Source organism: Pseudomonas sp. RC4D1 (assembly GCF_018390395.1).
GTDB classification, from domain to species: Bacteria; Pseudomonadota; Gammaproteobacteria; order Pseudomonadales; family Pseudomonadaceae; genus Aquipseudomonas; species Aquipseudomonas danubii.
On the sequence record NZ_JAHBAW010000002.1, the window covers coordinates 788,087 to 806,681 of the forward strand.

13 protein-coding genes are annotated in these 18,595 nt (G+C 61.3%); 7 read left to right on the forward strand and 6 right to left on the reverse strand.

What is annotated here, in order from left to right; translation table 11 throughout:
- Positions 1 to 110: 110 nt before the first annotated feature.
- The 3 genes from KHO49_RS19315 to KHO49_RS19325 form a co-directional block, all read right to left on the reverse strand.
- Positions 111 to 3,788: a translocation/assembly module TamB domain-containing protein gene (locus tag KHO49_RS19315; protein WP_213665654.1), complete on the reverse strand. Its 3,678-nt coding sequence runs from the start codon at positions 3,786 to 3,788 to the stop codon at positions 111 to 113.
- On the reverse strand, positions 3,785 to 5,512 hold the full coding sequence (locus tag KHO49_RS19320; RefSeq protein WP_213665655.1) for an autotransporter assembly complex protein TamA: 1,728 nt from the start codon (positions 5,510 to 5,512) through the stop codon (positions 3,785 to 3,787). Before KHO49_RS19320 ends, KHO49_RS19315 begins: the two co-directional genes overlap by 4 nt.
- A 65-nt stretch (positions 5,513 to 5,577) precedes the next feature.
- Complete coding sequence (locus KHO49_RS19325; protein WP_213665656.1) at positions 5,578 to 6,228, reverse strand: GNAT family N-acetyltransferase; 651 nt, start codon at positions 6,226 to 6,228, stop codon at positions 5,578 to 5,580.
- Positions 6,229 to 6,403: 175 nt separating this feature from the next.
- On the opposite strand from KHO49_RS19325, the gene xthA reads away from it, so the two are divergent.
- Positions 6,404 to 7,216, forward strand: coding sequence for an exodeoxyribonuclease III (xthA, locus tag KHO49_RS19330; protein WP_213665657.1), 813 nt, complete (start codon positions 6,404 to 6,406; stop codon positions 7,214 to 7,216).
- 48 nt (positions 7,217 to 7,264) lie between these two features.
- Here the strand turns inward: xthA and KHO49_RS19335 are convergent, their stop codons facing one another.
- Positions 7,265 to 7,597, reverse strand: coding sequence for a DUF1508 domain-containing protein (locus KHO49_RS19335; RefSeq protein WP_102881799.1), 333 nt, complete (start codon positions 7,595 to 7,597; stop codon positions 7,265 to 7,267).
- Positions 7,598 to 7,889: 292 nt separating this feature from the next.
- Here KHO49_RS19335 and KHO49_RS19340 point away from each other — a divergent pair, with 292 nt between their 5' ends.
- Entirely contained in the window at positions 7,890 to 9,272 is a 1,383-nt protein-coding gene (locus KHO49_RS19340) for a substrate-binding domain-containing protein (RefSeq protein ID WP_213665658.1), read from the forward strand.
- 55 nt (positions 9,273 to 9,327) lie between these two features.
- On the opposite strand, the gene KHO49_RS19345 is transcribed toward KHO49_RS19340, so the two are convergent.
- On the reverse strand, positions 9,328 to 10,557 hold the full coding sequence (locus KHO49_RS19345) for an acyl-CoA dehydrogenase (RefSeq protein WP_102881801.1): 1,230 nt from the start codon (positions 10,555 to 10,557) through the stop codon (positions 9,328 to 9,330).
- 180 nt (positions 10,558 to 10,737) lie between these two features.
- On the opposite strand from KHO49_RS19345, the gene KHO49_RS19350 reads away from it, so the two are divergent.
- From KHO49_RS19350 to KHO49_RS19360, 3 genes are all read left to right on the forward strand, one after another.
- Positions 10,738 to 11,673: a LysR family transcriptional regulator gene (locus KHO49_RS19350; protein WP_102864697.1), complete on the forward strand. Its 936-nt coding sequence runs from the start codon at positions 10,738 to 10,740 to the stop codon at positions 11,671 to 11,673.
- 124 nt (positions 11,674 to 11,797) lie between these two features.
- Positions 11,798 to 12,202: a MerR family transcriptional regulator gene (locus KHO49_RS19355; RefSeq protein WP_110652839.1), complete on the forward strand. Its 405-nt coding sequence runs from the start codon at positions 11,798 to 11,800 to the stop codon at positions 12,200 to 12,202.
- Between the two features lie 62 nt (positions 12,203 to 12,264).
- Positions 12,265 to 13,164 (forward strand): hydroxymethylglutaryl-CoA lyase, encoded by a 900-nt coding sequence (locus KHO49_RS19360; RefSeq protein ID WP_110652840.1) that lies wholly within the window; start codon positions 12,265 to 12,267, stop codon positions 13,162 to 13,164.
- 621 nt (positions 13,165 to 13,785) lie between these two features.
- Here the strand turns inward: KHO49_RS19360 and KHO49_RS19365 are convergent.
- Entirely contained in the window at positions 13,786 to 15,489 is a 1,704-nt protein-coding gene (locus KHO49_RS19365; RefSeq protein WP_102881803.1) for an AMP-binding protein, read from the reverse strand.
- A gap of 228 nt (positions 15,490 to 15,717) precedes the next feature.
- Between KHO49_RS19365 and KHO49_RS19370 the strand changes: the two genes are divergently transcribed.
- Positions 15,718 to 16,881 carry an isovaleryl-CoA dehydrogenase gene (locus KHO49_RS19370; protein WP_102864693.1) on the forward strand — a complete coding sequence of 388 codons (1,164 nt, stop codon included), beginning with the start codon at positions 15,718 to 15,720 and terminating at the stop codon, positions 16,879 to 16,881.
- A gap of 106 nt (positions 16,882 to 16,987) precedes the next feature.
- Positions 16,988 to 18,592: a carboxyl transferase domain-containing protein gene (locus KHO49_RS19375; protein ID WP_110596134.1), complete on the forward strand. Its 1,605-nt coding sequence runs from the start codon at positions 16,988 to 16,990 to the stop codon at positions 18,590 to 18,592.
- Positions 18,593 to 18,595: the final 3 nt, after the last annotated feature.

Sequence of the window (18,595 nt, forward strand, 5' to 3'; positions counted from 1 at the left end):
GCTTGATCAACGGCGCAGCGCCGCCGGTTTGAAAACCAGCGGGCGCCTTGTTCGATCAGGGAGAGGTGGTGTGGACAAGAAGGGGGCCATGCCCCCTTTGGCGACGAGCCTTAGAAGTCGCGCTTGTAGAAGATGTCCAGGGAGCTGGCAAAGCCGCTGGCCGCTTCCAGGTAGACCTTCTTGCTCAGTTTGTAGCGCAAGGCAATGGTGCTGGCAGGTTCGAACACCCCGACGCCATAACGCAGGCTGAGCTTCTCGGAGATATTGCCGCTGGCCACCACGCTGGTGCTGTTGCCACTGCCCTGGGTATCGAGCTGGAAGTCCTGGATGCCCAGGTTCTTGGCAATGCCGCCGGTAAGCTCGGAACTGCCCATCAACCCCAGGCCCAGGGCGGCCTGGGCCAGCATGTTGTTGTCTTCACCGGTGGAGCTCAGCGGCCGCCCCAGTACCAGGTAGGACAAGGCCTGTTCCTGACTCATGGCCGGTTCGGAGAAGATCTGCGTCGCCGGTTGCTCGGCGCTGCCACTGAGGCGGATGCCGGCAATCACGTCGTCGGTCTGGCGCACTGCCTCGATATCCAGGTACGGCTGGTCGATGGGGCCGGCAAACAGCAACCGTGCACGACGCACCGTCAGGCGCTGGCCATAGGCCCGGTAACGACCGTCGTTGAGCCACAGCTCGCCGCGGGTATCCATGTTGTCGCCAATGTGCACATGCCCCCGCAGGTTGGCGGTAAGGCCGAACCCGGCAAAGCTGAGCTTGTCCTGGCCCACTTCCACATCGATGTTCATCGCCATGGCCATGGGCTTCTTACCCTCGTCGGTCTGCTGGCCGACGATGACCGTGTCATCGGAAACCTTGACCGTCGAGGGCGGCAATTCGCGTACGGTGATCTGCCCCTTGGGGATCAGCACCTTGCCGTCGATTGCCAGCTTGTCGTTTTGCAGTGAGATCTTCAGGTCCGGAGCCATTTCCAGCGCGGCGTAGGGCTCGACAGTGACGGGCAACTGCGTGCCCTTGAGGCTCAGGTCCACCGCCAAGGCTCGCCCCCAGGCGATATTGCCATTGAGGTTGCCCTGCCCGGCCTTGCCGCTTTTCCAGCCGCCGTTGAGTTGCACGCTCTCGCCCATGATCTGCGCGCTCAATTGCAAGTCTTCAAGGCTGATGGGCAGCTCGGAACCAGAGACCTCACCGCCACTGAGTTGCAGATTGCCGTTGACCTGAGGCGCCAACAGCCCGCCAGACAAGCGTCCACTGCCGTTCAGGTTGCCACTGAGTTTCTCCACCATGGGCACAAACGGCCGTGCCACGGACAGATCCAGACCACTGAGGCGGAACTCCCCGGACAACGGTTTGCTTTTGGGCAACGGATTGATCTGTGCCTGGACCATCAGTTCGCCCAACTTGCCGCCGTCGAACTGCAGTTGGGTATCGATGCGCCGCGGGTTGAGGCGGGTATCGAGCTTCAACGCCTGATAGGGGAAGTCCAGCCATTGGCCCTTATCCTTGACCCGCAGGGTGCCACCACTGGCATCCAGCAGGATCTGGCCTTTGGGACCGCTAGCCGGCAGGTCCAACTGTACCTCGGCATTGAGCATGCCCTTCCAGGCGAAATCCTTGGGCAGCCATTGAGCCAGGCTGTCGATGGGGAAACGCTTGAGGTGATAACGCAGCTTCGGATCGGGCATCAATCGCTGGTCTTCGCCACACAGACTGGCATCGCCGCTGGTCCAGCAATGGGCGCCAAAGTTGAGGGTGCCATTGGCCAAACGCTCCAGCTTCGCCGGGTTCTGCAGTTTCCAGTCCTGGCCGCCGGTCTGTACATCGCCACTGGCCAGGCGCCCCCGCCAGTTGCCCTGATCCAGCGCGCCATCCAGCCCCAGGGCCAGTTTCAACAGTGGGCCTTGCAGGTCCAGTTGCAGTTTCTGTTTCTTGATATCGCCCTGGCCGGCCAGGGTCAGGGTGCCAAGCTGGGTGTCTCCGGCCTGAATTCCACTGCCCTTGAGATCCACCTGGGCCTGTTGTGCGCCGTCGAGAGTCGCCCCCAGCTTGAGGCTTTGCAGGCGGTTGTCGGCAAAGGCCAGTTGCTGCCCCGAGAGGTCCACCTTGCCCTGTGGCGCCTTGAGCGTGCCTGCCAGATCTACCCGGCCATTGAGTTGCCCGCGCAACTGCGGCCATAGCTGGCCCAGACGCGGCAGCTTGATGTCCAGCTGGCCGGCGATTTTCTGCTGCAGGCTACCGGAGCCATTGATGCGGTTGTCCCCCAGGCGGATATCCAGGGCACTCAGGTTCCACTGCTCCCCTGCTCCGTCGGCCTTGGCCAGCAGCACGGCCGGCTGCCCCCGCAGGCGCCCCTTGAGGTCGAGGTCGGCTGTGACCTTGAGCTGTTCGTTCTTCATTTCCCCCTGGCTGCGCAAGGGGCCGGCCAGGGTACCGGGCAACTCGGCCAGCCAATACGCCGGGTTGATGGCCGACAGTTCCAGCGCCGTATCCCAGGCCACACCGTCGGCAAATTGCAGGTTCAGGTGCCCCTGGGCCTTGCCTTGTCCGGCCGTGAGCTGGAATTGCGGCAGGAAGATCTTGCTCAGGTCGCCGCTGAAGGGACTGCTCAAGCTGAAGGCGCCTGCCGGGCCATCCAGATCACCCTTGAAATTGCCCAGGTAGTTGCCATCCCGGTAGGCCACTTCTGCATTGAAGCTGCGCAGCGCCACGGCCGGTTCTTCGATCAATGGGTAAAGGCGATGCCAGGGAAAATCCAGCCAGGCAAGCTTGGCCTCGGCCGAAAAGCCTTGGCTCCAATCAAGCTGACCGCTGAGATTGAGGCTCTGCTTGTCGTTGGCTCGCAGGTCCAGCGTGGCGATCTGCGCGCCCTTGGCGTCGACCTTGCCTTGCAACAGCAGAGCCACCGGCCCTTGCTCCGCCGGCAGACTGGCCTTGCCGTCGAGCTGATAGCCGTTTTTCAAGTCCCCCTTGCCGGTCAGTTCCAACTGATCCAGTTGCAGGGTGTCCGGCAAGTCGGCGCTGGCCTTGAAGCCACTGGCAATGATCCGCACTTGCGCCGGCAGGTTCTCCACCAGAGGTTGCAGCTCACCGCTCAACTGCCCTTGCAGATAGCCACTGCTGTCGGCCTTGAGTTTCAGGGTCTTGAGCAGATCGCCTTCGACCTGCATAGCCAGGGCCCAGGGACCACCGCCAGGAGCGGGCAAGCCGAGGGTGCCCTGAGCCGTCAGGGGCCAGTCGCCACTGGGTTGCAACAGGCCGGACAGGTCGAGGCTCAGGTCATCGCGCTGCAGGTGCACCGAGTCGATCTGCAAGCCCTGAGCGGTCCAGTGCGCCGCCAGTTGCAGCCCCTTGAGTTCTTCACTGCCGTTGAACAACAAGCGGCCGACCCGTACCTGTCCCAGCTCGATGGCCACGGGCAGACGCAGTTCCGGCAGGCTGATGGACCCTGTGCTTTCTTCGGTATCGTTGCTGGGAGCGAACTGCAGGCTGACCTGATCGGCCTCCAACTGCTCAATGCAGAGGGTCATGCGCAACAGGCAGGCAGGAGACCAGGCAAATTTCACCGAATCGAGCTCGACCCGACTGCCGTCCTGCTGCCAGAGCAGATGGTCTGTGCTCCATTGGCCACCCAGATGGCCCTGGAAATTGTCCAGGGTCAGCCCCGGCACCAGGCCCAAGGCCCAGCGGCTGCCGGCCTGGGTCCCCAGCACCGTGGTCAAGGCCAGAAGGGTCAGGATCACCAGCGCAAGAATCGCCAGCAGCGTTATCTTCAAGGTGCGCTTCAAAGCTCTGGCCCCATGGAAAAGTGCAAGCGAATCCCACCGTCGTCATTCATCGCGTGGGCCAGGTCGACCCGGATCGGACCTACCGGCGACACCCAGCGCAGCCCCACACCGACCCCGGTCTTGAGGTTCGGTAGCTCCAGTTTGTTGAACGAGTTGCCCTGATCGACAAAGGTCGCGATCCGCCATTTCTCGGCAATGGAGTACTGATACTCGACACTGCCAGCCACCATGTAACGCCCGCCGATGCGATCCCCTTCGGAGTTCTTCGGGGACAGGGTCTGGTAGTCGTAACCACGCACGCTCTGGTCGCCACCGGCGAAGAAGCGCAAGGACGGCGGAATGGACTTGTAACCGTTGGTGGCGCTGCCTCCAAACTGCACACGCCCCAGAAAGCGGTGATTGTCCCAGGCCGTGGTCAGGCCTTTGAGCAGGACCGTTCCGTACAACAGGTTGGTGTCGGAGCCCACGCCTTCCTTGGCCAGCTTGGTATCGAATTGAATGCGATAACCATTGTGCGGATCGATACGATTGTCGCTGCGCAGGTAGGAATAGGTCAGGCCAGGCATCAGCAGATTACTCAGGCCCGAGTCGTCCCCAAGGCGATACTCCTCACGTTGATACTTCAGCGAGACCACGCGCTGCCAGCCGCTGGGCAACTTGCTGTGCCACTCGGGGCCCACTGTGAGCAACTTACTCAGGGTATCGGTGCCGGAGATTTCTTCATTCTGATAACCACCGGCGAAGCGCAGCTTGTCGGTCAGCGGCGGGTCCAGGGGAATGTCATACCACAGGCCGACGTTCTGCCGGGGCGCCGAAACTTCGGCCTCCCAGCCATAACTGTGACCCTGTGGATTGACCCAGTGCCGGGTCCAGTTGGCCTTGACCCGGGGGCCTACGTCGGTGGAGTAGCCCAGGCCAAGCCCCATGGTCCGGGGCTTGCGGGTTTCCAGCAGGACCGCCACTGGAATCACCTCGTGCTCGGCAGCCGTGGGCGCGGCATCGACCCGCACGCCCTCGAAATAGCCGCTGGACTGTAGCGCCTGGTTGAGTTCGGCAATCAGCTCGGAGTCGTAGGGGGCGCCGCTCTTGAAGGGCACCATGCGCCGCAACAGGTCTTCGTCGAACAAAGAATCCCCGGTGAAGCTGACCTTGCCCAGGGCATAACGCGGACCGCTGTCATACACCAGTTCGATGTCCGCCACCCCGGCCAGGGGGTCTACGGACAATTGCTGACGGGTAAAACGTCCGCTGAAAAAACCGTAGCGCGAGGCCTGGTTCTGGATCAGGCGCTTGGCATCTTCATAACGGCCATGATTGAGCACAGCGCCAGGCTTGAGCTGGTCACTGTCAGGGGTGCGGAAGGACTTGAGGGACGCTGCCGGGCCTTCGACCCGGATCGTCACGTTGCGCAGATGCACCGGCTCGCCGGGGTCGATACGCAACAACAGGCGGGGTTTCTCGCCGCCGCGCACTTCGCTTTCGATACGCGGCTGGTAGTAGCCCAATGCCTGGGCGGCTTTCTTCGCCTGCTCCTCGGCGCCCCGGCTGAATCGCAGCAGGGCTTCTTCATCGCGATCACCGACACCGCCAATGTAACCTTCCACATTGGCTTTCAGCTCGTCATTGGCGGGCTTTACCCTGACATCCAATTCGCTCTGCGCCAGCGCCGCAAAGCTTGTGAACAACAGCAAAAAGCCGCTGGTAAATCTTCCTGGAAACTTCATAGGCGCGGATGCTATCACGAGCTTGGGGGGGCGATAGAGCGCTCAAGTGCTGGGAAAGTTCTATATCAGGCTGTTGCTCTTTGTAAGAGTTGCGGGTTCGGATGAAAGAATACGTGCTCGCGGACCGGCCCTACCGCGATCTCTCCGATCTCTTCATAACCCTGACGTTTATAGAACTCCAGATAGCGCGGATTACCCGTATCCAGCACCACGCCCTGGGAATGCTCATCCACAGCACACCAATTGTGCACCGCCTCCAGCAACTGTTCGCCGAAATGCTGCCCCTGGAATTGCGGGTGCACGCCTAGCAACGGCAACACATGGACCGCATCGCCGGGCAGGCAGGCCTGCACCGACTCGTGGTACTCCAGATAGCGCCGCGTGCAACGAAACCCGGTACTCAGCACCATGCGCAGCCGCCAGGCCCAGCTTTCGGTAATGCCCAGGCGGCGTTGCGGTGGGGCGATCAGGGCAATGCCGATCAAGCGGTCGTTGACGAGCAGGCCGATGGCCGGAAGGTCTTGCAGAAAATGCTGTTTCACCAGCTCACGCACCGTGGCCCGCACCCGCTGTTCATAACCGGCGCGTTCGGATTCGAAAATGAAACCGAAGGTCGGCTCATGGCGATAGGCCTGGTACAGCAGCGACCGCGCTTCACGGGAATAGCCGCTGTCGAGCATATGGATATCGGCGATGGCGTTGGCGGTATCAGGCATGTCGGTCACTCTCCCCTGGGCCCGGCTCGAATGGCCGCACTCTTGTTATTACGAACCTGGCGCGGCGCTGATCGTTCCCACGCTCAAGGACATTAGCAGCGCATTCGCGGGGCTGCCATGCTGGTCGACCCGGGCGTAGTCAGCTAGCATCGCTGTTTTGCCAGGACCGCCGACCATGAAGATCGTCTCGTTCAATATCAACGGGCTGCGCGCCCGCCCCCATCAGCTGGCGGCGCTGATCGACAAACACCAGCCGGACGTGATCGGCCTGCAGGAAACCAAGGTCGCCGACGAGCAGTTTCCCCTCGCCGACGTCCAGGCCCTGGGCTACCACGTGCACTACCACGGCCAGAAGGGCCATTACGGTGTCGCCCTGCTCTCGCGCCAGGCACCACTGGCCGTGCATAGAGGTTTCGAGGGCGATGACGAAGACGCCCAGCGGCGTTTTATCTGGGGTACTTTCGCCGATGCCAACGGCACGCCGGTGACCATCATGAACGGCTACTTCCCCCAAGGTGAAAGCCGCGACCATCCCACCAAGTTCCCGGCCAAGGAACGCTTCTACAGCGACCTGCAGCACCTGCTGGAAAATCGCTTTAGCAACGACCAGCCCCTGGTGGTCATGGGTGACGTGAATATTTCCCCGGAAGACTGCGACATCGGCATCGGCGCCGAAAATGCCAAGCGCTGGCTCAAGACCGGCAAATGCAGCTTCCTGCCGGAAGAGCGCGAGTGGATGGCACGCTTGAAGAACTGGGGTCTAGTAGACAGCTTCCGTCACCTGAACCCCGAGGTGAACGATCGCTTCAGCTGGTTCGACTACCGCAGTCGCGGCTTCGAGGACGAACCCAAGCGTGGCCTGCGCATCGATCTGATCATGGCATCCCAGGGGCTGCTGCCCCGGGTCAAGGACGCCGGCGTCGACTATGAACTGCGGGGCATGGAAAAGCCCTCTGACCATGCGCCGATCTGGCTCGAGTTGAGCTGATTCACAGGCACAAAAAAGCCCATCGCAAGATGGGCTTTTTACTACCGCTTACATGTGGACCACTTCAACCCGTTCAGTGGTGCCAGCAGCTGCGATGGCGTTGATGGCGCTCTCGAGTGTGGGCTCCGAATCGTACAAATGACTGACCAGAATCACTTCCTTGCCGGCCTTGAGCTTGAAATAAGGTTTACCGCCCGATGAAATTTTCTTGACGTAGCGCTCAGGAGAAGCGCAGTGTGCGCGGAACAGGCCGAGAGCCGCCTCGGCACTGTCCCGGCAAGGGAATCGGTCGCTTTGAAGCATGGTCTGCGCCTCCTTTGTCTTCAGCAAGAATCTGCATGCACCACTGCCATACTGCTTCAGCTCGAACCAGGCACTCATTTGTAACTCCTTTGCTTACTACGAAATAGCAGCACAACACTGCCGAGGCATCTGCGGGGGGATGACGCGTTGGCAGTCGCCCCAATCCCCGCCAGACAAAGTTGCCAACTCTACGCAGCCTCCGAAGACTGGTCTTTAGGACAAGTCTCAAAAAATCTAGAGAAAACAGCTATTTACGATGTAGGACTTTCGCCATTTATCGCCAGAAAGTGCCGCCCGTCACATACCTGTCACCTCCCTGACTTAATCTCGCCAGCACTCTCCTCTTTCTCAATAGAAGGCCAGTGCCGCCATGCCCCGCGCTTCCACCGTCAGTGAACGAGATATCTGGTGCCGGACCATCAGCCTGTTTCTGATCGGCTTTGTTTGCTATGCCCTGCCTTGGTCGGTGTTCGCCGCCTTGCCCCTGGCGCCCGACAATGCCGCCGTGCTGCGTATCCAGGGCTCCAACACCATCGGCGCCCAGCTTGGCCCGGCGCTGGTCAAGGGCTTGCTTGAACAACAGGGTCTGCACAACGTCAGGATTGAGGGCGGTGGCAAGGACAATGAGAAACGCGTTCTAGGACAGAGCGCCCAAGGTCGGACAGTCAGAGTGGACGTTGCCGCCCACGGTTCGAGCACCGGCTTTAGCGCACTGAAAAACGCCCAGGCCGATATTGCGGCCGCCTCCCGACCGATCAGGGACAGCGAACTGGTGGAGCTGGAAAGCCTGGGGGACCTGAAAAGCCCTGGCGCCGAACAGGTCATCGCCATCGACGGGCTGGCAATCATCCTTCATCCGCGCAATCCGCTGAGCCAGCTAAGCACCGAGCAACTGGCCCGCCTGTTCAGTGGCGAGATCAAGACCTGGGAAGAGCTGGGAAGCACGGGCGGGCCGGTCCACCTGTATGCCCGGGATGATCAGTCCGGCACCTACGACACCTTCAAGGAGCTGGTCCTCAGCCGTCGCGGCAAGGCGTTGAACCCAGCGGCCAAGCGTTTCGAGTCCAGCGAACAGCTGTCGGACGCGGTGAGCCGGGACCCTCAAGGCATCGGCTTCATCGGCTTGCCCTACGTACGCCAGGCCAAGGCCGTGGCGATTATCGACGGTGACTCCCAACCTATGCCGCCCCTCAACAGCCTGATCGCCACTGAGGACTACCCACTGTCGCGGCGTCTGTACCTGTACTTGCCGCCCAATGGGCAGAACCCCTGGGCGGACGCCCTGGTGAGTTTTTCCCAGAGCGCCAAAGGCCAGGCCATCGTCGCCGCCAACGGCTTTGTCGCCCAGACCGTGCAAGCCATGCGGGTAACGCCCAGCCCACAGATGCCCAAGACCTACCAGCAACTGAGCCGAGACGCGCAACGCCTGAGCGTGAACTTTCGCTTCGAGGAGGGCAGCGCCAATCTGGACAACAAGGCACGCCAGGACCTGAATCGCGTCCTGGATTACCTGCGCCAACACGGCAAGATGAACCGGCACGTCACTCTGGCCGGATTCGGGGATGCCAAGAGCGACCCGGCACGCGCTGCACTGCTGTCCAAGCTGCGGGCCATGACAGTGCGCAGGGAACTGGTAAAAAGCGGCGTGGTGTTTCGCGAGATCCGCGGTTTCGGCGCTGAGCTGCCAGTGGCGGCCAACAACGCCGACGAGGGCCGGATCAAGAACCGGCGCGTAGAAGTCTGGGTGTACTGAATACACAGCAACCGGCCTGCCACAGGCGTCGCCCGGCAGGCCGGCTGCATGATCATCAATGGCTGCTGCGCAGCATTTCCTTCGGCACATACTTGCCGATTTCGTACTTGCCAATGGCCGCGCGGTGTACTTCATCCGGGCCATCGGCCAGGCGCAAGGTGCGCTGCATGGCGTACATGTAGGCCAATGGGAAGTCATTGGATACCCCGGCCCCACCGTGTATCTGGATCGCCCGGTCGATCACCCGCAGGGCCACATTCGGCGCCACCACCTTGATCTGGGCAATCTCGCTCTTGGCCACTTTGTTACCCACGGTGTCCATCATGTAGGCCGCCTTGAGGGTCAGCAGCCGAGCCATGTCGATCTCCATCCGCGAGTCGGCGATCTTGTCGATATTGCCCCCCAGGCGAGCCAGCGGTTTGCCGAACGCGGTGCGATTCACCGCACGCTTGCACATCAATTCCAGCGCCCGCTCGGCCATGCCAATGGAACGCATGCAGTGGTGAATGCGGCCCGGGCCGAGGCGGCCCTGGGCAATCTCGAAACCACGCCCCTCTCCCAGCAGCACGTTCTCATAAGGTACGCGGACGTTGTCGAACAACACTTCGGCGTGACCATGCGGCGCATCGTCGTAGCCAAACACCGGCAGTGGACGGACGATCTTCACCCCGGGGGTATCCACCGGCACCAGGATCATCGAGTGCTGCTGATGACGCGGCGCATCCGGATTGCTCAGGCCCATGAAGATCAGAATCTTGCAACGCGGATCACAGGCGCCCGAGGTCCACCACTTCTTGCCGTTGATGACCCACTGATCGCCGTCACGCACCGCGCGGGCCGCCATGTTGGTGGCGTCGGAGGAAGCCACATCCGGCTCGGTCATGGCGAACGCGGAGCGGATCTCGCCACGCAGCAGCGGCTCCAGCCAGCGCTGCTTCTGTTCTTCGCTGGCATAACGCACCAGCACTTCCATGTTGCCGGTATCCGGCGCCGAGCAGTTGAACGGCTCGGGACCCAGCAGCGATCGGCCCATGATCTCCGCCAGTGGCGCATATTCAAGGTTGGTCAGGCCGGCCCCCAGTTCCGACTCAGGCAGAAACAAATTCCACAGACCTTCAGCCTTGGCCTTGAGTTTGAGCTCTTCCATGATGGCGGTCGGCTGCCAACGATCACCTTCGGCAACCTGACGCTCGAAGACCGCTTCAGCCGGATAAACATAGGCATCCATGAACGCGGTGACGCGCTCACGCAGCTCTTGAACCTTGGGGGAATAGGCGAATTCCATGGGCAGTTCTACCTTTGTGAAGAACGGGTGTTGGGGGACTGAAATCGATGCTAGATCAGCTACGAAAATTTACCTAGCCTATTCTCGGCGTGTATTAACATTCATCACCGATATATGATCGGCTGATCCGAAAGGCCTCCGAGCCTCCCTCACAGGCCCTAACAATAAGAGTGCAGCGCCATGAATCTGAGCAAGGTCGACCTCAACCTCTTCATCGTTTTCGACGCGATCTACACCGAAGCCAACCTGACCCGCGCCGGGCAGATCGTCGGCATCACCCAACCGGCGGTGTCCAACGCACTGGCACGTCTGCGCGAGACCTTCAATGATCCGCTGTTCGTCAGGACCGCCCAGGGCATGGTGCCCACCCCCATGGCACAGAACATCATCGGCCCGGTGCGCAATGCATTGTCACTGCTGCGGGTTTCAGTCCAGGAAAGTCGGATTTTCAACCCTCTGCAAGCGGTCAAGACCTACCGCATCAGCATGACCGACCTGACCGAGGCAGTGATCCTGCCCCCCCTGTTCCAACGCCTGCGCCGCCTGGCACCGGCGGTGATCATCGAGAGTTTCCTCTCCAAGCGCCGGGAGACCACCAAGGAACTGGCAGCCGGGCGCCTGGACTTTGCCGTGGACGCCCCCCTCAACACCGACCCCCAGGTGCGCCACGTCAAGCTCATGGAAGACCGTTACGTGTGCGCCATGCGCAAGGGGCACCCCCTGGCCGGCAAGGAAAAGTTCACCCTGGACGACTACCTGTCCCTGACCCACATCCATATTTCCAGCCGTCGCAGCGGCCTGGGCCATGTCGACCTGGCGCTGGGCAAGATGGGCATCCAGCGCAAGATCACCCTGCGCTCCCAGCACTACCTGATGGCTTCACAAGTGTTGCAACAAACCGACATGGTCATGACCGTCCCGGAACGTTTTGCCCGACGCCATGACCTGCAGGCCTTCAATCTGCCGGTCAATGATGTACCACCGGTGGAAACCCACCTCTATTGGCACGAAAGCACCGACCAGGACCCGGCTAACCGTTGGATGCGCGAACAGATGATCGAGTTGTGCCAACAGGTGACCGCCCACGAAAAGAAACTCGACCAGCAGACAGCCTGACCCCTTCGCCGGCAAGCCCTCACTGGAGGAGCCGGCTTGCCGGCGAACGGGATCGACGCGGATTGCTTGACGTATACGTAAACCTGCCTTTAGCTTAGCGCCAAGTCCCACCTTGAGCGCCTCCATGAGCAGCCAGACCTACAGCATCTCCGACCTCGCCCGCGAGCTCGACATCACCACCCGGGCCATACGCTTCTATGAAGAGCAGGGCCTGCTGGCCCCTGAGCGTCGCGGTCAGGAACGCATCTACTCCCCCCGGGACAAAGTCAGCCTGAAGCTGATCCTGCGGGGCAAGCGCATCGGCTTTTCCCTGGCCGAATGCCGTGAACTCATCGAGCTCTACGACCCCAGCAGCGGCAACCTGAAGCAGTTGCACAGCATGCTGGCGAAAATCGGCGAGCGCCGTGAGCAGCTCGAACAGCAGTTGCTCGACATCGAACAGATGAAGCTGGAACTGGACACCGCCGAGGAGCGCTGTACCCAGGCGCTGGAACAAACCATCCAGAACCAGAAAACCACCGCACAATAATCCTTGGGACACCTGCGCCGCTCGCGCCGGCATCCGCCCTCCCTCATAGAAGGTGAACCTGAATGTCACTCCCCAGCCATGTACGCCTGATCGAAGTGGGCCCCCGCGACGGTCTGCAGAACGAAGCCCAGCCCATCAGCGTCGAGGACAAGGTGCAATTGGTCGATGCCCTGACGGCGGCAGGCCTGGGCTATATAGAAGTCGGCAGTTTCGTCTCGCCCAAGTGGGTACCGCAGATGGCCGGTTCGGCCGAGGTCTTCGCCCGCATCCAGCGCAAGCCGGGGGTGGTCTACGGCGCGCTGGCGCCGAACCTGCGGGGCTTCGAAGACGCCCTGGCGGCGGGGGTCAAGGAAGTCGCGGTGTTCGCCGCCGCATCGGAGTCCTTCTCCCAGCGCAACATCAACTGTTCCATCAGCGAAAGCCTGCAGCGCTTCGTGCCGATCATGGAGGCCGCCAAGCAGCATGGCGTCAGCGTGCGCGGGTATGTGTCCTGTGTGCTGGGCTGCCCTTACGAAGGTGAGGTAGCCCCGGAGCAAGTGGCCCTGGTGGCCCGTGAGCTGTACGCCATGGGCTGCTACGAAGTGTCCTTGGGCGACACCATCGGCACCGGCACCGCCGGCGCCACCCGCAGAATGTTCGAAGTGGTGAGCGCCCAGGTGCCACGGGAGAAGCTCGCCGGCCACTTCCACGACACTTATGGCCAAGCCCTGGCCAACGTCTACGCCAGTCTGCTGGAGGGCATCGCGGTGTTCGACAGTTCGATCGCCGGCCTCGGCGGCTGCCCCTATGCCAAGGGCGCTAGCGGTAACGTTGCTACCGAGGATGTGCTGTACCTGCTCAACGGCCTGGGCATACACAGCGGTATCGACATGGATCGCCTGATCGATGCTGGCCGGCAGATCTGCACGGTGCTGGGCCGCCCCAGCGGTTCTCGTGTGGCCAAGGCACGTAGCGCCGGGTGAGCCAATGTGCGGCCGGGTGTTACCGGCCGCTCTAAACGGTGGCGGGAACGAGTAACACGGAAACAGTTTGTCGATTTTATTGCGATGCAGATTGTCCTACAAAAACATTAAGCTGTTGATTTTAAAGGACTTTAAAAAGTTGGCACGGCTCCTGCTATCTCTATGGCATAACAAGAATAAAAAGCAGCAAACCTAATAAAAATAAGACGTAACGACTCTGACATAACAAAAACAACACGGCAGAGACGCAGCTAACAGATTTTTTTGGAGAGGATGTGATGTGCAGGAGGGCTTGCAAGAGCCACCCGCAACCGGTCAGAGAACAATAAAACTACCCTGAGGTAGCTCCCGAACTGGTTGGATCGCCCTGGCGACACGTTAGATCAGCGCTCAAAAAAATACGTTTGCTCTTGATCCCGGATGGGGATCGCCAAAAACAGCGGTAAAGGGCCACGGTTGCCAAAAACAACAATAGACCGCCCCTCAATAATAAAAAAAGAGCACGCAACGACAAATTAAAGGGGAGCTTCGGCTCCCCTTTGTGCTTTCTGCGATTTAGCTTTTGCCTGCCCTTCTCGCCCATAAAGCGTGCACCCGTCCAGATGCACGCTCCAGCAATGCTCACACCCTGCTCACCTGCTCGCGCAACTCCTCGATGCTGATTTCGCGCATGCGGAATTTCTGGATCTTGCCGGTTACCGTCATCGGAAACTCCTCGACGAACTTGAAGTAACGCGGCGTCTTGAAGTGGGCGATGCGCTCCTTGCACCAGGCCTGCAGCTCGACTTCATTGGCGCAATGCCCGGGATGAAACTTGATCCAGGCGACGATTTCCTCACCGTACCTGGCGCAGGGAATGCCGATCACCTGTACATCGGCCACGGCAGGATGGGTGAAGAAAAACTCTTCCAGCTCCCGCGGGTAAATATTCTCGCCACCGCGGATGATCATGTCCTTGTTGCGCCCGGCAATGCACACATAACCCTGCTCGTTCATGGTGGCCAGGTCGCCGGTGTGCATCCAGCCTGCCTGATCAATGGATTCACTGGTGCCCTGGGGATTGTTCCAGTAACCGAGCATGACGCTGTAACCCCGGGTGCAGAGTTCACCGATGGTGCCTCGGGGCACCAGATTGCCGGCCTCGTCGATGATCTTGCTCTCCAGGTGCGGCTGGGTACGGCCCACGGTGGTGACCCGCAACTCCAGATCGTCGGCAGGACCGGTCTGCAACGACACCGGACTGGTCTCCGTCATGCCGTAGGCGATCTGCACCTCGCTCATGTGCATCTCGCTGATGACCCGGCGCATCACCTCGATCGGACAAGTGGCACCAGCCATGATCCCGGTACGCAGGCTCGACAGGTCGAACTCACCACGCCTGGGCTGGTCGAGCATGGCGATGAACATGGTGGGCACCCCATATAAGCCGGTAGCCCGCTCCTCGGCCACGGTACTGAGGGTCAGCAACGGGTCGAAGGCATCGTTGGGGTAGATCATGGTGGTGCCGTGGGTGATACAGCCCAGGTTGCCCATGACCATGCCGAAGCAGTGATACAGCGGCACCGGGATCACCAGCCGATCTGCCGCGGTCAGGCCCAGGCTCTCCCCCACCATGTAACCGTTATTGAGGATGTTGTAATGACTCAGGGTCGCACCCTTGGGGAAACCGGTGGTGCCGGAGGTGTACTGGATATTCACCGGCTGATCGAAATCCAGGCTGTCCTGGCGCGCCTGCAATTGCTCGGCGGTGGCTCCAGCGGCCAGGGCCGTCAGTTGCGACCAGGGCAGAAAGCCGGAGGGCGGCTGGGCATCCAGGCTGATCACTCCACGCAACTCCGGCAGGCGCTCACAGTGCAATTGACCGATGGATTGCTCCGCCAATTCGGGGATCAGCCCCTGCAGCATGCCGTGGTAGTCAGAGGTCTTGAAGGCTCCGGCGCAGATCAGCCACTGGCAGCCGGACTGCTTGAGCACATATTCCAGCTCGGAACTGCGATAGGCCGGGTTGATGTTCACCAGGATCGCGCCGATCTTGGCACTGGCAAATTGGGCGATGCACCACTGGGCGCAGTTGGGGGCCCAGATCCCCAGTCGATCCCCCGTCTTCAGCCCCAAGGCCAGCAGCGCCCTGGCATGCAGGTCGACTGCCTCGCGCAGTTGCTGCCAGCTGTAGCGCAACTGCTGATGACGCACCACCAGGGCTTCCCCCTGGGGATAGGCAGCGACGGTGTTGTCGAAGGCCTGACCGATGGTCAGCGCCAGCAATGGCTTGTCTTGCGTACCACGGGTGTAACTGCGATCCGGCTGGAAACCCGAGTGTTCCATGACGACCCCTATTGTCTTTATTAGTGGGTGTTCAGGAGCCTGGCCGATGGTGCGAAAAAGCCTGGCTCCAATCGAAAGCCCTGCTACTCTGGCGCAAGTTGACGTTTACGTAAAGGGCGGTTGACAGCCTTCGGTCGCAGGTTTACGTTAACGTAAAGGTGAGAGCTAGACAGTGCCGCTCTCTGCAGCCCATTCCCTCAATAAAAACAAGTTTGAAGGTGCCCCGCCATGAGTTACCCGACCCTGAACTTCGCCCTCGGTGAAACCATTGACATGCTGCGCCAACAGGTCCAGGCCTTCGTCAAGGCGGAACTGGCTCCTCGGGCGGCACAGATCGATGTCGACAACCTGTTCCCCGCCGACATGTGGCGCAAGTTCGGCGACATGGGTCTCTTGGGCATTACCGTAGCGGAAGAATACGGCGGCGCCGGGCTGGGTTACCTGGCCCACGTGGTGGCCATGGAAGAGATCAGCCGCGGCTCCGCCTCGGTGGCACTGTCCTACGGTGCCCACTCCAACCTCTGCGTGAACCAGATCAACCGCAACGGCAACCATGAGCAAAAGAGCAAATACCTGCCCAAGCTGATCAGCGGCGAACACATTGGCGCCCTGGCCATGAGCGAACCCAACGCCGGCTCCGACGTGGTGTCGATGAAGCTGCGCGCCGACAAGCGCGGTGACCACTTCGTCCTCAACGGCAGCAAGACCTGGATCACCAACGGCCCCGACGCCAACACCTACGTGATCTACGCCAAGACCGACCTGGAAAAGGGCCCCCACGGCATCACCGCCTTCATCGTCGAGCGTGACTGGAAAGGCTTCAGCCGCAGCAACAAGTTCGACAAGCTGGGCATGCGCGGCTCCAACACTTGCGAGCTGTTCTTCGATGACGTGGAAGTGCCGGAGGAAAACATCCTCGGCGTGCTCAACGGCGGGGTCAAAGTGCTGATGAGCGGCCTGGACTACGAGCGCGTAGTGCTCTCCGGCGGCCCGACCGGGATCATGCAAGCCTGCATGGACCTGGTGGTGCCCTACATCCACGACCGCAAGCAGTTCGGTCAGAGCATCGGCGAGTTCCAGTTGATCCAGGGCAAGATCGCCGACATGTACACCCAGCTCAACGCCAGCCGCGCCTACCTGTACGCCGTGGCCCAGGCCTGTGAGCGTGGCGAAACCACCCGCAAGGACGCCGCCGGGGTGATTCTCTACAGCGCCGAACGTGCCACCCAGATGGCCCTGGATGCGATCCAGATCCTTGGCGGCAACGGCTACATCAACGAATTTCCCGCGGGCCGCCTGCTGCGTGACGCCAAGCTCTACGAAATCGGCGCCGGCACCAGCGAAATCCGCCGCATGCTGATCGGTCGCGAACTGTTCAACGAAACCAAGTAAGAGCAGCCGCAAGTTGCGAGCTACGAGCGGCAAGCCAAAGCTGCCGTAATACCGACTTACTTTTGCAGCTTGAAGCGTGTCGCTTGAAGCTGCCGTAGGCCCTCCCATGATTCTGAAGTCTCAGCTCAACCCGAAATCCCCCGAGTTCGCGCAGAACGCGGCCAGCATGCTGGCCCAAGTCGACGCCCTGCATACCCTGCTCGCCCAGGTCCAGCAAGGCGGTGGTGCCAAGGCCCAGGAGCGCCACACTTCCCGGGGCAAACTGCTGCCGCGCGAGCGTATCAACCGCCTGCTCGACCCTGGCTCGCCGTTTCTTGAAGTCAGCCCCCTGGCCGCCTACGAGGTCTATGGCGAAGACGTGCCCGCCGCCGGCGTGATTGCCGGCATCGGTCGGGTAGAAGGCATCGAATGCATGATCGTGGCCAACGACGCCACGGTGAAAGGTGGCTCCTACTACCCGCTGACGGTAAAAAAACACCTGCGGGCCCAGACCATCGCCCAACAGAACCGCCTGCCCTGCATCTACCTGGTGGACTCCGGCGGCGCCAACCTGCCGCGCCAGGACGAAGTATTCCCGGACCGCGAGCACTTCGGCCGGATCTTCTTCAACCAGGCCAACATGAGCGCCCAGGGCATCCCGCAGATCGCCGTGGTCATGGGTTCCTGCACCGCCGGCGGCGCCTACGTGCCGGCCATGGCCGACGAAGCCATCATGGTTCGTGAACAGGCCACCATCTTCCTCGCCGGCCCGCCCCTGGTAAAAGCCGCCACCGGCGAGGTGGTGAGTGCCGAAGAGTTGGGCGGCGCCGACGTGCACTGCAAGATTTCCGGGGTTGCCGACCACTACGCCGACAGCGATGAACACGCCCTGGCCCTGGCCCGGCGCAGCGTGGCCAACCTCAACTGGCACAAGCAGGGCCAGTTGCAGCAACGCACGCCGATTGCTCCGCTGTATGCCCGTGAAGAGCTTTACGGCGTGGTGCCGGCCGATCCCAAGCAGCCCTTCGATGTACGCGAAGTCATCAGCAGGCTGGTGGACGGCTCGTTGTTCGATGAGTTCAAGGCCCTGTTCGGCACCACCCTGGTCTGCGGTTTCGCTCACCTGCATGGCTACCCTATCGCCATCCTCGCCAACAACGGCATCCTCTTCGCCGAAGCCGCGCAAAAAGGCGCGCACTTCATCGAACTGGCCTGCCAGCGCGGGATTCCCCTGCTGTTCCTGCAGAACATCACCGGCTTCATGGTGGGCCAGAAATACGAGGCTGGCGGCATCGCCAAGCACGGCGCCAAGCTGGTCACTGCGGTGGCCTGCGCCAAGGTGCCGAAATTTACCGTGATCATCGGCGGCAGCTTCGGTGCCGGTAACTACGGCATGTGCGGTCGCGCCTACGATCCACGCTTTCTGTGGATGTGGCCCAACGCGCGGATTGGCGTGATGGGTGCCGAACAGGCGGCCGGGGTGCTGGTACAGGTCAAGCGCGAGCAGGCGGAACGCGGCGGACACCCTTTCGACGCCGCCCAGGAAGCCGAGATCAAACAGCCGATCCTCGATCAATACGAGCACCAGGGGCACCCTTACTACTCCAGCGCCCGGCTGTGGGACGACGGCGTCATCGACCCGGCACAGACCCGTGACGTCCTGGCCCTGGCCCTGTCTGCGGCCCTTAATGCCCCCATCGAACAGAGCCGCTTCGGCGTGTTCCGCATGTAATCC

Excerpts from the sequence above, each read along its gene's own strand:
- KHO49_RS19340 (WP_213665658.1), top strand. The coding sequence starts at position 7,890 with ATGCCCCGCGCTTCCACCGTCAGTGAACGAGATATCTGGTGCCGGACC.
- KHO49_RS19335 (WP_102881799.1), bottom strand. The coding sequence starts at position 7,597 with ATGAGTGCCTGGTTCGAGCTGAAGCAGTATGGCAGTGGTGCATGCAGA.
- KHO49_RS19325 (WP_213665656.1), bottom strand. The coding sequence starts at position 6,228 with ATGCCTGATACCGCCAACGCCATCGCCGATATCCATATGCTCGACAGC.
- KHO49_RS19360 (WP_110652840.1), top strand. The coding sequence starts at position 12,265 with ATGTCACTCCCCAGCCATGTACGCCTGATCGAAGTGGGCCCCCGCGAC.
- KHO49_RS19370 (WP_102864693.1), top strand. The coding sequence starts at position 15,718 with ATGAGTTACCCGACCCTGAACTTCGCCCTCGGTGAAACCATTGACATG.
- KHO49_RS19355 (WP_110652839.1), top strand. The coding sequence starts at position 11,798 with ATGAGCAGCCAGACCTACAGCATCTCCGACCTCGCCCGCGAGCTCGAC.
- KHO49_RS19350 (WP_102864697.1), top strand. The coding sequence starts at position 10,738 with ATGAATCTGAGCAAGGTCGACCTCAACCTCTTCATCGTTTTCGACGCG.
- KHO49_RS19365 (WP_102881803.1), bottom strand. The coding sequence starts at position 15,489 with ATGGAACACTCGGGTTTCCAGCCGGATCGCAGTTACACCCGTGGTACG.
- KHO49_RS19320 (WP_213665655.1), bottom strand. The coding sequence starts at position 5,512 with ATGAAGTTTCCAGGAAGATTTACCAGCGGCTTTTTGCTGTTGTTCACA.
- KHO49_RS19375 (WP_110596134.1), top strand. The coding sequence starts at position 16,988 with ATGATTCTGAAGTCTCAGCTCAACCCGAAATCCCCCGAGTTCGCGCAG.
- xthA (WP_213665657.1), top strand. The coding sequence starts at position 6,404 with ATGAAGATCGTCTCGTTCAATATCAACGGGCTGCGCGCCCGCCCCCAT.
- KHO49_RS19345 (WP_102881801.1), bottom strand. The coding sequence starts at position 10,557 with ATGGAATTCGCCTATTCCCCCAAGGTTCAAGAGCTGCGTGAGCGCGTC.